Source organism: Chryseobacterium sp. ISL-6 (assembly GCF_018613715.1).
Classification (GTDB): Bacteria; Bacteroidota; Bacteroidia; order Flavobacteriales; family Weeksellaceae; genus Chryseobacterium; species Chryseobacterium paludis.
Genome location: NZ_JAGGPT010000007.1, coordinates 66,191 through 81,278, shown reverse-complemented (window position 1 = coordinate 81,278; position 15,088 = coordinate 66,191). Strand labels below are relative to the sequence as shown.

Here is a 15,088-nt window from a genome sequence, read left to right as displayed (position 1 = left end):
ACAGCCATGAGCAGAACAAGAATTGTTAAAGGGAATATCACCAAAGTTATCGGTGGGGACTATAAAAGGTACTCTAAAGATGACATTGAAAATATTGGAAGTAAAGTTATCCAGATAGGAAAAGAGAATGGGGTAGTTTACGGAGAGCCGGAAAAATTTGTTCCACCTCCGATAGATGTGCAGGAAAGTGAATATAAACTTGAAAGTACCTATGCTCACGAGCAGCTGATGAGTCTTGCAAAAGAGCTTGGAGAGATTACCTTCATGTTATTTATGACCCAGATTTTCGGTTATGAGATCGATGCTGAGGCATTAAGCAGGCTTTACAGAGATCTGAGCGATAACAAGATCAAAGCTCCTGAAATTATTGTTTCTAAAGGTTTGGTAGGAAGGAGAGGTGGTCCCGCCGGATACAGTAATAAAAGGAAAAAAATAATTGTTAATGAAAAGTTTGTAGAAGAAGCTTCGAAAGACAATGATAAAAGAGCTGAATTAATGGCAGCGCTGGTTGAAGAATATGGTCACCATATAGATAATCTTCTGCGTACAGAACTAACTTCCAACGGAATTCCTGATACAGATGTGATAGACGAAGGGGCAAAGTTTGCTTATTATTTGTTTAGGTTTGACATCTTTAATGAATCTCAGCTGAATTTTGCCAAGGCAGAACTTCCTACTTTTAAGGGTGATCTTATCATAGACTTTTCTACCTTACATTCCAAAGTCACGGCGTATGTGGAAGAAGACAGGCAATATGATGAAGATCCTACTGACGATATTTCCAATTACGGTGCCGGAAGAAACAGGAAACACAATAAAAATGCCGCTTTTGCTCATGGAGATATAGAATTTGAAGCTTTAGTTTCAAAAGAGCTGTATACAGAAGAACAGGTTCGTAAAATTTATTTTGGAAACTGGTTAAGGGATTTTTCCCAGGTAATTGTAAAAATTACAGTAAGAGGAACTAATGCGGCTATTAAAGCCCAGAAAAATAAGGTGATCAAAGAAGTAAGCCCAATGCAGCTTTCACATGAAGGCTGGGTGCAGTTGATCAAAATTCTGGCTATTAGAGAATTTGTTTTTGATCCATTGAAAGATGCGGGAAAAAATCCTGCTGACGATTATAAAACACTGGAAGAAAAATTTAATAAAGAATATGGAGGCCTTACAAAAGATATTCTTGGAATTTACCGTCCGGAAGAGCATATTGATAATCCTTTTGGACTGGCAGATGAATCTGATGCTAAAGATGATAAAGGAAAGGTTATTTCTTTTATGTATGATGGAACGGGTACAGAAAAAAAACTTTATGCCGGAGATAATGGTCAGTCCTGGAAAATAGACGCAACCAAAAATATGTCATCTTTCTTTTGGAAAGACTTTCCTGAACGTCCGTCTTCTGTTACCTATGTAAAAGAACAACTTAAACTTGCGGTTTCTAAAAGAGGAACACCGGAAGGCTTCAGACATTTGGGAGGGGCACTTCACGTTTTGGAAGATTATTTCTCACATACCAATTTTGTTGAAATCTCTTTGAGAAGACTGGGAGTTGATGCTTATCCATGGGTGTCTTATTATAAAGGAAAAGAGTATACTGGAATTCCAGTAGTCAGCGGTCGTTTTTTGACTGATGATACAATGGCCAGTGTCGGACCGAAAATGGGAGACCTTTTGTTTGATCCTAAAATCAAAGAATACAAAAGACGGGTACCGGGACAAAGATCTCTGGCTGAGAAATTTATTATTAGTGTCCTGGAAGATCTTTCTAAAGGACAGAAATCTGATAAAGCGGAGAAAAGTTCCAGCTATCTGGGTGTAGAATTCGCTACATGGCTATCTTGGTTCAATCAATTTCTTAAATTTCAGGATTTTCTTGCAAAGGAATATCAGAATGCAGACAAGAAAGAGTGGATGTCGAGGGATTTCTTTGAAAAATTAGGAGCTCGTAGTGCCGAAAACCTTCAGAAAGGAATGGGGTATACCGGACAGATCATGGCCTTTTTCCCGAAACTTGTTTTCAATTTGGTGCTGGGTTCTTTTGATGAGGTTATTCCAGAAGCACAGTCCCATCTGAATACCAATTATGGTGTTAATCCTTCTCACTCCCAGATTGCAAAAGACAGCTATTCTCATCCGCTGAATAAGATCAGTGCAGAACTGGCAAAGATGGCAATAAAAGAAGTGACCACAAGGTTTAAAAATGGAATGGACGGTTCTGCCTTAGCTGATTATACCACCAAAACATATTTTGTACATCCATCATCTCCCAATGCAAGATGGTGTGATAAATATCTGAATGATTGGGTAGCAAGAAACCCTGCTATAACAAAAGATCTAAAATATGGTACTATTTATGATCATGCAGAGCACGAACTACAAGAAATGAACACGGAGGCGGTAAAGAAGATAAAAGAAATCATGGGATATTTTGAAAAAATGACCAAATGAGAAAAGCGTCTTTTATAAGATCTATTGGAGGATTGCTTCTTCTTATATTTCTTTTTAGTTGTAATTATTCTATACCGGAAAAAGATAAGCATCCTGATCAGGATTCTTTTCCTAAGCTTTCAGATTCTAAGTTTAAAATGGATTCTATTAATGATAGTATTATAAATTTAAAACATGATTCAGAATATTATTATGCAACCAGTGATAAATCTCTTTTTGTTTACAATGGAGATTTTAAAAAGATATGGCAAGTAAAAAATGATTTTTATAATATTGAGGTAGACGAGAATAAAAATATTTATGTGTACAATAATGATGGGGTTTATAAATATTCATTTCCTTGGTCCAAAATAAAAAAGATTGAAATCATAAATGGATATAAAATTGGAGATTCTATTCGTACAAGCTTAGAAAATTCACAAGTGGATTTTAAGAACAACGATAGTATTAAACAAAAAAGAGTTGATAGTATAAAATTAAAGATTCTGGGGAGAAAAATAAGTTCAAATTATATATCTTGTTATAGTTTTGAAGATTCGGGTTATATTTTGTATACCTATAAAGATAAAGAGTATTGTCTGTATGATTATGAATTAAAAAAACAATATGAGGGTAAAAAAAAGATGTTTAGTTTATTTTCAGGAAAAAAGATGATCCAGACTGAAACTAATTTAAAGTTGTATGAAACATCTGTATTAGGAAATAGCAGTTCTGGAAACCACTTTTTCTTCTCATTCTACCCTTATGGATATGCCTATTACCGCCTGAAAATTGGTAAGAATAGTATGGATTTTAAATATTATAACAACAATCTGGATCAGATAAATTTAATGCAGTGGAAAAATCCATTTAATGATAAAGTAATAGTACGTCGATATTATGACAATAGTCGTTCAACAATATACCTTGTAAGTAATAAATAAAATGAGAAATAAAATAAAGATCATCTTTTCAGTACTGTTATTTGCAATATTAAATTTTCAATGTCAAAATATGAAAAAAGAAACTATAGATGTGTCCCAAGCCACTATTAAAATAGAATCCTGTGGATTAACCTACAAAGGGAAAAAGTTAGAGTTGGGAACACCGATTGAAGATTGGATAAAAGTATTGGGAAAACCAAGCCGGGATACAGATCTTGCCTATGTCTGGGATGATTTGGGTATTGCGATAGATGATTGGCAGAACAATAATAAAGAAGTTGCCGGAGTGTATATTTTCTTTCTCAATCTGGATAGCCCGGAAGGTAAGTCTCAGCAGTTAAATCACGCAAGAGATTTTGAATCTGGAGAAAATATAGCAGCTCGAAATATGGAGGGTGGAAAATCATTAATAAGTGATGATCAGGTAAAAAAGTTTAATGCTGAAAATGAAATAAAGAAGAAAAATTACATCTATCCCTTTAAAGTATATAAAGAAGCTGTTAATCTTAATGGTTTTCCGGTAAAAGCGGGTATGAAAGTTGAGGAGATTAATTCTTATCGTTCAGATCTTCCTTATTCAGGTAAATTCGGATATGTAGATGATGATATTGATGGTGTAAATGATTCAGGAACTACAACTGAGACTTTTGGTGGTGATTACCGTGCTCCGGGAGCGGAATGTAAAGACGGAAGGTTACAGTATTATGAATTAACTTATACTGCGACCAAGAAATTGGAATATCTTAAAATAGGATTTGAGTCGAAATCAGATCATGACAGCCGAAAGGTAACAGAGGCTTCATTTGAAGAAAGAAAGAAAAAGAAATAGCTGATACGCAGCACCAGCAACAAAATAATTGTTAGTCAAAGGGTATTAAAGAATTATGAAAGATTCTGTCGTAAAAGAATATATCAAAGTAAAAACAGAGGGAATCCTTAATTTGGAAATTCTCTCTAATGAATATGATATGACAGCTGAAGAACTTGTGGGCTTTCATAATAGACACTGTGGTCTTTTAGAATTACTGACTGTTTCATTACCTAAATATGTTGAATACATCTATATTCCTTCAGAAAAATATAAGGTAAGGGACGTTAGGTTGCTGAAAAGTTCGACAATAGAACTTCCAGAGAAACCGAGTGATAAAGTGTATGGGGTAATTATAAAGTTTAAGCCTAAAAATTTACAGATTCATTATACAATCAGAGTAAAAAGAACAGAAGCGTATATTGAATTGATAAAGGAAAAGACATATATAAATAACCAGGAAATCGACAAAATTATTGAGCAGCTGTTTGAGAAAGCTGAACAGGTTTTGTACCCTTTACAAGTTTCTACCAACAAGAATGGAGAACTTAAAAGTATACTGAATAATGAAGACATTGCTAAACGTTGGCAAACAGAATGTTTTCCAAAACTGAAAGAATATTACCAGTCAGAAGTTACAGACGAAATAATAGAACAGCTAAACCAGGCATATGCTGACATCGATTCAAAAAAAGATTTATTTAGCAGGAATACATTTTATAAACTGTTCTTTATGCCTGTTTATCAAAGTTATCCGTATTTTTTAAAGAAGGATTCTTTGGATATCTACTTTTCAGGTCTTTCACGTAATGTCGGATATGAAGTTGAATATATTTTAAGTCATGAATATACGGGAGGGAATAGAATAGCATTAAAGATAACCGGAACCGAAGAAGAAGATATGTTCAATAAAAACAGAAAAAAAGGGAAAGTTGAGCTTTTGTATAAATTTAATCAGGAAACCAACGAAATATTTTCAATCAATGGATATCTATCAACTTTTGAAAAAGAGGTAGAATATATAATTGATTTTCAGTTTTATGACCAGAATAGATCATAGTAAATAAATGCCAAAAAATACAAGATGAGTGAAAAACATTTAGTCTGCCAAGGTGCTACCTGCAAGTGTAATTTTGGTACTACGCCGGATAAACTTAAGGTGAAGACACAGAGTAAACGCTATATCAATGATAAGGATGGCGGTGATAAACTGATAGCCACACATATGGATATTGGCAAAACGTTTGAGAAAAACACTTTTGGAAGTTGTGCAAAATTAAATAATAATCCTTGTCAGGTTATAGTTACCCAATGGAGTGGTTTCTACGAAAAGATAACACTTCAGGATAATAGTGGAAAAGTTTTACTGGAAGACAGTAAGGCAACATGCCCTATTGGTGGCCCTGATTGTATAATGATCATTAATCATGGACAAACAGCTGAAGCCACCAAGAAGAATGCGAAGAATGCAGATAAGGAAGTTTTAACTGAGATGTTACCCTTTTTTGTTGATAATCAAAGTTATGTCCAGTTAAATGTATTGTCATGAATAGTCCTAAAATAAAAATATATCCTGAAAGTAAAGATCAGTATAACGAAACGAATAAGTATGTCCTTCTGGAACCAAAGGAAGGAAAAGCATATTTAAGAGCAGAAGTTGAAAACTGGGATAAACTGGCAGTTGACGAACAAAATAATTTAGTATGGATCTGGAGTGTATGTAAACATAAACCTGATTTCCAGGAAGGTTCTTATAATACCACTGTAGGTATTGGTAAGGTTAAAGGCCACTCCATGAATTTTATTAGTCTGTATTGGGGTGGGATCGCATGGTTGGAACCTTACATTCTCGGAAAGGGTAAACCAGGGAACAGCACAAAAAATGGAGTATTTGTAAAAGTAAAAACTAAACCAAAAGTTTTTGGTTATGAATGGAGAGAATATGACATTAATAACGATGGTAAAAAAATAACCAGAGATGTAAAATATGGAGAAACTATTCAGTTACATATTTATACAGATGGATTATATGGGGAAGACATAGAAATACAATTATTTGACAATAATTATAAGGCAGAGGATTTACCTATGCACGAAAAAGTGGATGGAAAATGGAAGAAAGATGGTGAAAAAGTAGAATTGGATAAAATTAATAAAGAAAAATTACCCAATTCATTTCCTAAAATTACGAGAGAAGTAGGAGTATATCTCTCTAAGAATAAACCATCTTTTAACACCACTAAAAGTGAATTAAAAGACGGTGTAAATTACCAGAAATGTATAACAAATATTTACGTTGATCCTGTTTGGAGTTTTTATGCAAATGATGAAAATAATAAATTTGATCAAAATTCAATTCAATTAAAAGCCTCTGTCTTTTTTTCAGGAAAGGAATTGGAATGCGATAAGAATAGTATTAATATAGTAAAATTACATACTGGGGTTTCTTTGCTTGAACCTACAGGAAATCAAGTGATATTGGTTGGAGATGTTGAAACGAACTATGCTAATTTTCTACCTTGTGGTTATTCAGAAATTCATGGGAAGTATAAAAAGGATGAAGAGGAAGTAGATATACAGGTTTTTCCACTGAAAGACAATCCAAATCCTACACAGTTAATATTTCCTGTTGTTGCTGGAGTAGATAAAATGAGAAAAGAACTGACCATTGAATTAAAAGACGTCAACTCAAAAGATTGTCTGTATGAAGGTAAGCTAAGGCATACAGGAAAAGTAATAGATATCTCAAAAATAGAAGAGCTTCTGAAGATCGATAGTACCACAAAAAAAAGGAAATGGAGATTAGCGGAAAGCAAAGAACTATTTAGTGGAGGTGAAGCACAGACAAAAAAAGCAGAAAATAAAAGTACCCTGACCCAGGCGATTACTTTGGTTGCGGGCGGTAAAAAAGTGAAAGGACAATCAGGCTTTAAAATATTAGAAGATTCTTATCCGTTTGAATATCAGCCTCCGACTGATGAATTGCTTAAGTTAAAGATAGGCTATGATTACAGTTGGGGCAATACAATGAGTCCTTTGATTGGTCTGGTAAACACCATTTGGCCCAATAGTAGCTGGGCTGCTCAAAAATACCCCGTAAATCTCAATACGTGTGCATTTCGCACCCCATTAAATATTATTGTCTATCCAGATACAAAATGGACTCTTCAGATAGCTTATAATTATGATGGTGAAAAATTCAATGATTTAAGGGAAGAATATCATGAAACATGGAAACTTAAAGAGCTGGAAGCCGATGAACGTATCAAGCAGCTAAATGCCCAGCAGGAAGGAAATATTCCAAAAGATAAAAAGAAAAAAAACAAACGAAAAATTCAACAGGCTTCGCAGGAAAGAAACAGGGCGCGTAAAAGTAATTCTGTAAGAAGTCAGGCTACGAATCTTATTAAAAAAGCACATGGTACACTTGATGCAGAATTCAATCTGATTTGTGAATTTGACCGGCCGTATGCAGCACTCGATTTTAGTTCTGAATTTGGTAAAGCTAAAGAGTTTCTTCAAAAGATTGTAAATTTAAAGGAACTTATTGAAAAAATTGTTAAAGGAAATAATAGCGAAACTACCAGAAATTCCCCTTCTGGTAATGCCACAATCAGTAACCGTAAAGCAAAACTAGAGGAGCTTATTAAAAAAAGGGGAGGTGAAAGTAAAAGCAATTGGAGTTTCGAACTTACGCCTCCGAAAGTGGGACTTTCTGTAAGCTGGTGTGCTGAAGCACCTTCAGATTTGAAAACTCCAGTAATGGGTACTTTAATAGAAGGGGCAATTAATTTAGATCCTTTATTTGGAATTGAAGCAAAATATGATCTCTATCAGCTGCTATACAAAATTAAACATCCTGTAGTTCTTGCAGTTGTTGCTATACTTGATGTCCTTGATGAAGCATTAGGTGATAATTTTGATATTAATTTAGATCTAATTATCAGCAGTGAAATTTTTGGGTCTTTAAAGGGAAGTATTAACACTGCTTCCGGCAGTGATTTTACGACCAGACTTATGAAAGATGATGATGGAAGTCCTTGTAAATTTGGTGGAAAGGTTTCAGTTGCTATTAAAGGATATTTACAGGCTAATGGAAGTATGAAAGTTTTTGTTTTTTGGAAATCAAAAGCATACATTGAAGCCAGTGTTGAAGTAAAGACAGGAGTAGCTTTGGAGTTTGTTACAAAAGCTGACACCCACAGTATTTATGTAGAGCCTGAAGTAAAATTTGAAGGATTGTTACTGGAAGCTAATATCAGTCTTGGATTTGTTGCTGATGATGGAGGAGCAGGTGATATAAAAGCATTAAAAGAAAAAGACGGAATACATTATACCGCAGATGGAAAAATAGTAGTACTAGACGCCTATACATGGAAAACAGGTTGGAAATTACCTATAATATAATGAGATAATGACAAAATTTATATTAACATTATTATTGACAGCAAGTCTTATTAGCTGTGCACAAGAATCAAAAAATAAAACAATGACGGCAGAACAGAGAATAGAATATCTTTCTAAAAAAGTTCAGAAATTTGACAATGAACCGCTTTATCAATTAGATATCCAATCTATATTTAACTTCAAAGTAATGGTAAATGGAGTTCCTGTTTATTCAAACTTTGATAAAATTCCTGGAATGACAAGAGTAAATATTAATTCCTCTATTCTGAAAAGCGGGAAACAAAGCATTGAGGTTGAGCTTTATCCGGGATATGATAATAATGGAACTCAAAAGAATTTTCTTGAGAATGGTGAGAACTTTATCCTGAAAGTAGAAAAAACGGCATGGAATAAGGATGGATCAATAAAAACTCCGGAAGAGGTATTAGAGTTTAAGAATAGTGATCAGAACATTGATTATTCAAAGTTAACAGAATATAAAACCAGCGTGAATTTCGAAGCTTCTGTACCTTATACTATAAAAGGATGGGAGGATGGACAAGACCTGTCAAAATTAAATCAAAAAGACTTAGAATTAAAAGTTGTAAGCTTCTATAAAAATATGGTTTCAGCCTTTAAAGAAAAGGATTATGACTATTTGAATACAATTTTTTTAAATGCAGACTCAGAATGGTATCAGGCAGAGTATTTTCCTAAAGACATGATAACAAAATTTCAGTCAACAAAAGGTAGAAAGGGAAAATCTGTATCTACAACACGTGCTAATTCAGATAAATATTCGCAAAATGTTTATCCTATAGAAAATTATGTGATGAAATTTTATGCCAATAATAAAATAGTTAGATTAGAACCAAAAGAAGGGTTAAATCGTGGTGAGTCTCTATTAGGCTATGATGATATTGACAAAAATGGGATGAATAGAAAAACTTTTATAGACATGTTACTGTATATTCCAAAGGGGACGGACAGCCTGCAAATCATTAGATAAGGAATGTTTAGCAAAAACAAGAAATTGCAAGAAGAACTTGAAAAAGTTCAACAACAATACCGGGAGAATAAAAAGAAAACCAGCCCATTGACCCGATCTGCATTTGTGCAAATAGGAATCAACCTGATATGGGCTGGCTTTAATTTGTATATGTTTTTAGAAAACAAAAATGTAGAAAAATCCTCTTTCTTTAATTTTTGGGTGTTGTTTTTTCTATTACTGATGAATATTCCATTGTTTATTTATAAGGAAGGTGAAAAAGAGGATAAAAATAGATTTGTAGCTATTTATTTTTTTTGTGCATTGTTGGCATTAACATTGTTCCCTTTTTTCATATCCTTTAATCTGTCTATGCTACTTACAGTGGCTTCCTGGTTGCCTAATTATATTTATTCATATTCATTAAAAGATAAAAAATCCATAGATAACTTAAAAGGAAACACGGTAAGCTTTATTCTTTTTTGGTTAGCATTGCTAGTTATTGCTGTAATAATTAATATTTCAGGATATTCTATAGATTCTGGACTTTCGGCGGAAAAATATAATTATGGATATTTTATTAATGTTTTATATAATGTATTTTTTATAATATCAATCTACTACTCAAATCGATACAGAAATATAGACGTTTGATGAATGTATAAACCTTTTTTACATAACTTAGTGATATAAAGTGGTATAAATTGCTTGAATGTAACAGATCAAGCGCCATAATTGTTTTCATGAAGAGGCTTACATTTTTACAATTTAGCAAATATCATTTGAGGTATATTTGTTTGATCATTTTAAGTGTTTAAAATTGCCGTCCATAGACTATGAAAAAACTTGCTTTAAGTTTAATGTGCCTTGTTACTACCATTGCATCTGCTCAAAAACTGAAAAATAAAACTGCTAATCCAAAACAGACAAAAGAGCACTTAGTTCACGAGTCTATTGAGCTTGAAACAGATCGTATCTTTAAAAAACTGGTAGCCATCAGGAGAGATTTTCATGAAAATCCTGAATTGGCAGGTCACGAAGTTCGTTCTCAAAAGATTATAAAACAATATTTACTTGATCTGGGGCTTGAAGTGGAAACAGACGTGTATGGCCATGGTGTTGTGGGAATTTTAAGAGGAGGTAAAAAAGGAAAAAAAATTGCGTGGAGATCTGATATGGATGCATTGCCAAACGATTTTCCTGATGCAGTGGCTTTTAAATCTAAAATAAAAGGTATTCAGCACGGTTGCGGCCATGATGTACATATGGCAATTGCATTGGGAATAGCTGATGTCCTTTCAAAAAATAAAGAATCTATAAAGGGAACAGTGTATTTTATATTTCAACCGGAAGAAGAAACCTTTGTGGGTGCCAAGTCGATGGTTGATAGTGGATTGCTGTCCAAAATAAATCCTGATGAGATCTACGGATTGCATGTGTCAGCTCTACCGGTAGGACAAATAATGGTTAAACCCAATGAGATGTTTGCCTATCAGAAAAGAATACGAATCCAGTTAAAAAATGAACTATCAAAAGACGATGCAAAAGGATTAATGGAAAAGATCAGTAGTTCCTTATTTCGTGCAACTACTGGGAGTAAGCCATGGGAAATACAAAATATGGTTGATCCAAAAATTGGATTGATGAACCCCAATACTATTTTTAAGAACTATCTGTTTGTTGATGAACATTTTTCTACCCGTTCTAAGAACAATCAATTCTTCCTGGAAGCTTATTTATATGAAACAGATCAATCTCATCTGACGGAGATCATTCCTCGTGTTAAGAAAATAATAGAAGAGAACGGTTATAAAGACCAATTGCTTTCGTTGTCATTTATACAGGAAAATCCCACAGTGATCAATGACGAAAAATTAACAGGAGTTGCTATAAAAACGCTTGATAATATATATGGAAAAAATGCAGTCACTCCCGATTACGGACAGGTTCCATTTTTTAATGATGACTTTGCTTATTTCCAACAGAAAACACCCGGCGTTTATTTCTTACTTGGTGGTTCCAATTTTGAAAAAGGAATTATTGCGATGAATCACACACCTAATTTTCAGGTGGACGAAGAAAGTATCAGAACAGGAGTTAAATGTTTTTCGTCATTAATTATAGAGCGTCTCAATAAAAACTAAAACTCCTTAAGAATGAATTCTGTTTACTACATTTGTATATAACTGAATCCTCATCTAAGACATCAGATGGACTATGGAAACGATCAAACAACAGGTGAACAGAGAACCAGACAGAGATATTCTTAGCACATACAGCTACATTTCTAAGGAACAGGCTCAAAGAAATAAAATACTCCTTCAGGAGAATTTTATTAATTTTTTAGAAAAAGGTGAAAAAGTGTTGCATTATGCAAATAAAGCAACTACAATTACGAACGCTCAATTTGCCATTCTTTCTTCAAATAATTGTTTAATGACAGAAAAGCTTTCTGTTGATAATGAATACCGCAGCACTTTATTTTTTTTTAATGATCAGGCACTCTCGCATTTTTTTATTAAATATGATCATATTATTAAAAGTATTTCTGCCTATGCAGAAAAAGTTGAAGAGCCCTTTCTCGTATTTGAAAAGGATGAATTCATTAACCATTATATTTTATCACTTAAATTAATTCAGCAAAAATCATCTTTTGTCTCAACACAAATGCTGCAACTGAAGTTTGAAGAATTAATGCTATATCTCCTTGAAAAATACCCCAGTGCTATCTTGTCATTTCAAACAAGAAAAATGGAAGAATATTCAGATATTGAAATAAAGAAAGCAGTTGAAAAAAATCTCACCAATAATCTTACATTAGATGAATTAGCCTTTTTGTGCCATACAAGCATTTCTACTTTCAAAAGAAAATTTCTAAGACTTTACAATGTGGCACCCAGTAAATATTTCCTGCAAAAGAAAATGGAAATAGCAACATCACTATTACTACAAAACAAAAACCCGAGCGAAGTATTTTACGAAGTTGGATATGAAAATCATTCAAGTTTTTCTCAATCATTTAAACGGATTTATGGAATAAGTCCAAAACAATTTCAGCAACAAAATGTGAACGTTTATAAACAGCTTTTGAACGATTAACTACAGCTTTATAGCTTTCCCTGAACTTACTTTTGCATTGAACTTAAAATAAAAAGTAAAATGACAAAAAAGTTTTTTTTAGAATTAGTTAATTACAACAATTGGGCAGACCAAATTACGATTGAATGGCTTGATCAAATTAATGATGAGCAATGGGAGCGCCCTATTGTTAGTAGTTTCACGAGTATTAAACAAACAGTTGTCCATATGGTCAGTGCCAAAAAGATTTGGATTGACTTCTGGACAAATACTCCTGATCCAATTTATTTATCAACTGAGTTTAAAGGGACGAAAAGTGAGTTGATAGAAATTTGGAAAAAGGCATCCGTTGACATAAAAAGCTTTATAGAAAGCTATCCTGAAGATCATTATCAACAGCCAATCACGATTAGATATCCAAGAGGTGGAGAAGAACAAATGCTGTTTTGGCAAACACTTCCTCATTATGTTAATCACGCTACGTATCATAGGGGACAATTGGTGACATTGTTGCGCCAAGCGAATTTTACCGGATTTTCCAATACAGATTTGGCAACTTACTTTATACATCAAAATAATAAAGATGTATCTGATGCAATGAATGGGTACAATGATTAAATTTGTGGAGTATTACTCTATTACCAGAGCTTCCAATAAACTTTAAAGAAATTGAAAAAATTAATAGCCTTAACCGTTGCCGTTTTTGCATCAATACATCTGTACTCACAAAATAACTACGTCTTTTTCGGATCTTTTAACCGGGATAAAACTACAGAAGGTATTTATGTATACCAACTGGATACCATTAGTGGAAAACTATCTAAAATAACATCTTTTAAAGGTGTTTTAAATCCGTCCTATTTAACTTTATCTCCCAATGGGAAATACATTTTTGCATGCACCGAAAGTAAAACGCAAAATGCAGGAAGTGTAAGCAGTTTTGAATTTAATCCCGAAAAGAAAACGCTCCGTTTTATCAACAGTCAAAAGAGTGGCGGTGAGAATCCGGTGTATGTAACTGTTCACAAGAATGGAAAATGGCTGGTCAATGGAAATTATACAGAAGGAAGTATTTCTGTATATCCGATTTTAGAAAATGGAACCATACAGCCGGGTGTTCAGAATTTTCAGTTTTCAGAAGGGAGTATCAATCCTTATAGACAAGACCGCTCCCATGTTCATTCAACTGTTTTTTCACCAGACTTTAATTACCTTTTTGCCCCTGATCTGGGTGCGGACAAAATTAGATCCTATCGATTTGAAGGTGATAGAACCGAACCATTACAAACTGCTGAACAGCCTTTTATAACGACCAATGCGGGAACTGGACCAAGACATTTTACTTTTCATCCCGATGGTAAATTTGGCTATTGCATTGAAGAATTGGGTGGAGCAGTCGATGCTTATTCATATGATAATGGGAAACTAGAGAATATCCAAAGGATCAATACCCATTCAGATGAGGTTAAAGAAAATTTTGAAAGCTCTGACATTCACATTTCTCCAGACGGTAAGTTTTTATATGCTTCTAATCGGGGTGATGAAAATAATATTGCCATTTTTTCAATTCTTAATGATGGAACATTAAAAAATGTTGGTTATCAATCTACTTATGGAAAACAGGCACGGGTGTTTGATATGGATGAAACAGGGAAGTTTTTAATTGTAGCCAATGCAGGTAGCGGAAATGTTTTTGTATTCCGGCGTGATGAAAAAACAGGCTTACTAAAAAAAATAGGGAAGAAGCTAAAAATAAATGGTGTTTCCTGTGTGAAAATTAGGAAATATTAATACAGAAATGGAAAAGGAAGGTTCTGATTGAAAATCCTTTTCACTGAGTAAGAATCAAAATAAGACTGAACGTGGAAAAAGAGACTGTAGACTATATCAAAAACTATTTTAGCAATTTGATGACTAATGATGAAATGTTAGCATTGCAGTATCATATGTATATTCAGAGTACTCCTGAAGAATTTGAACTAGAAGTAGCTAAGCGGATTATGGCTGAAACTCCAGAAAAGGTATTTTTCAACAACTGTCCGAAGTGTTATAAACTTGCCCGTACACCAAGGGCAAAGCAATGCAGGTATTGTGGACATAGTTGGCGAGATCGAGTTGTTGCTCAGTTTAAACTTGATTATGTTTTCCAAATTACAGGACGACAGTTTTTCCTGTTTGGACGAATTATGAAGGGTGAAATTAAAGAAGGTCAATTGATGGATCTGACTGTTTTAGGATTAAATAAAAAACCAACAATTAAAAGTATTGAATTTGCCCATAGAAGAGAGGAGGGAAAGGAGTGGGAAGACATTGGGCTGGGAACAGATGAATTAACAGAAGAAGACAAGCAATATTTAAAAGATAGAAGTTCTTTTGAAAACCCATTTGATGTCATTGTCGACAATAGGAAAATGTAGAAAGTGGATTTGTATCCAATAAAAAACACTCCATTTGGAG

The 15,088-nt window shown here is 33.7% G+C and carries 13 protein-coding genes; all 13 read left to right on the top strand.

Features of this window, described 5'->3' with window-relative positions; translation table 11 throughout:
* Positions 1-6: 6 nt before the first annotated feature.
* The 13 genes from J7E44_RS16045 to J7E44_RS15985 all read left to right on the top strand — a co-directional run bounded on the left by J7E44_RS16045 (position 7) and on the right by J7E44_RS15985 (position 15,048).
* Positions 7-2,448 (top strand): HET-C-related protein, encoded by a 2,442-nt coding sequence (locus tag J7E44_RS16045; RefSeq protein WP_214831423.1) that lies wholly within the window; start codon positions 7-9, stop codon positions 2,446-2,448.
* Complete coding sequence (locus tag J7E44_RS16040) at positions 2,445-3,371, top strand: hypothetical protein (RefSeq protein ID WP_214831422.1); 927 nt, start codon at positions 2,445-2,447, stop codon at positions 3,369-3,371. Before J7E44_RS16045 ends, J7E44_RS16040 begins: the two co-directional genes overlap by 4 nt.
* 70 nt (positions 3,372-3,441) lie before the next feature.
* Positions 3,442-4,200 carry a DUF7738 domain-containing protein gene (locus J7E44_RS16035; protein WP_214831421.1) on the top strand — a complete coding sequence of 253 codons (759 nt, stop codon included), beginning with the start codon at positions 3,442-3,444 and terminating at the stop codon, positions 4,198-4,200.
* A 55-nt stretch (positions 4,201-4,255) separates the two neighbouring features.
* On the top strand, positions 4,256-5,239 hold the full coding sequence (locus J7E44_RS16030; protein ID WP_214831420.1) for a hypothetical protein: 984 nt from the start codon (positions 4,256-4,258) through the stop codon (positions 5,237-5,239).
* 24 nt (positions 5,240-5,263) lie between these two features.
* Positions 5,264-5,728: a DUF4280 domain-containing protein gene (locus J7E44_RS16025; RefSeq protein ID WP_214831419.1), complete on the top strand. Its 465-nt coding sequence runs from the start codon at positions 5,264-5,266 to the stop codon at positions 5,726-5,728.
* Positions 5,725-8,586: a hypothetical protein gene (locus tag J7E44_RS16020; RefSeq protein ID WP_214831418.1), complete on the top strand. Its 2,862-nt coding sequence runs from the start codon at positions 5,725-5,727 to the stop codon at positions 8,584-8,586. The genes J7E44_RS16025 and J7E44_RS16020 overlap by 4 nt, the downstream gene beginning before the upstream one ends.
* A gap of 7 nt (positions 8,587-8,593) precedes the next feature.
* A complete protein-coding gene (locus tag J7E44_RS16015) occupies positions 8,594-9,574 on the top strand; it encodes a hypothetical protein (protein ID WP_214831417.1) in 981 nt (326 codons plus the stop codon).
* A gap of 24 nt (positions 9,575-9,598) precedes the next feature.
* Entirely contained in the window at positions 9,599-10,207 is a 609-nt protein-coding gene (locus J7E44_RS16010) for a hypothetical protein (RefSeq protein ID WP_214831416.1), read from the top strand.
* Between the two features lie 182 nt (positions 10,208-10,389).
* Positions 10,390-11,697 (top strand): M20 metallopeptidase family protein, encoded by a 1,308-nt coding sequence (locus J7E44_RS16005; protein ID WP_214831415.1) that lies wholly within the window; start codon positions 10,390-10,392, stop codon positions 11,695-11,697.
* Between the two features lie 73 nt (positions 11,698-11,770).
* Complete coding sequence (locus tag J7E44_RS16000; protein WP_214831414.1) at positions 11,771-12,652, top strand: helix-turn-helix domain-containing protein; 882 nt, start codon at positions 11,771-11,773, stop codon at positions 12,650-12,652.
* A gap of 60 nt (positions 12,653-12,712) precedes the next feature.
* Positions 12,713-13,249: a DinB family protein gene (locus J7E44_RS15995; RefSeq protein ID WP_214831413.1), complete on the top strand. Its 537-nt coding sequence runs from the start codon at positions 12,713-12,715 to the stop codon at positions 13,247-13,249.
* A 51-nt stretch (positions 13,250-13,300) separates the two neighbouring features.
* Positions 13,301-14,422: a lactonase family protein gene (locus J7E44_RS15990; protein ID WP_214831412.1), complete on the top strand. Its 1,122-nt coding sequence runs from the start codon at positions 13,301-13,303 to the stop codon at positions 14,420-14,422.
* Between the two features lie 71 nt (positions 14,423-14,493).
* Positions 14,494-15,048, top strand: a complete 555-nt coding sequence (locus tag J7E44_RS15985) for a hypothetical protein (protein ID WP_214831411.1) — start codon at positions 14,494-14,496, stop codon at positions 15,046-15,048.
* The last annotated feature ends 40 nt before the right edge of the window (positions 15,049-15,088 follow it).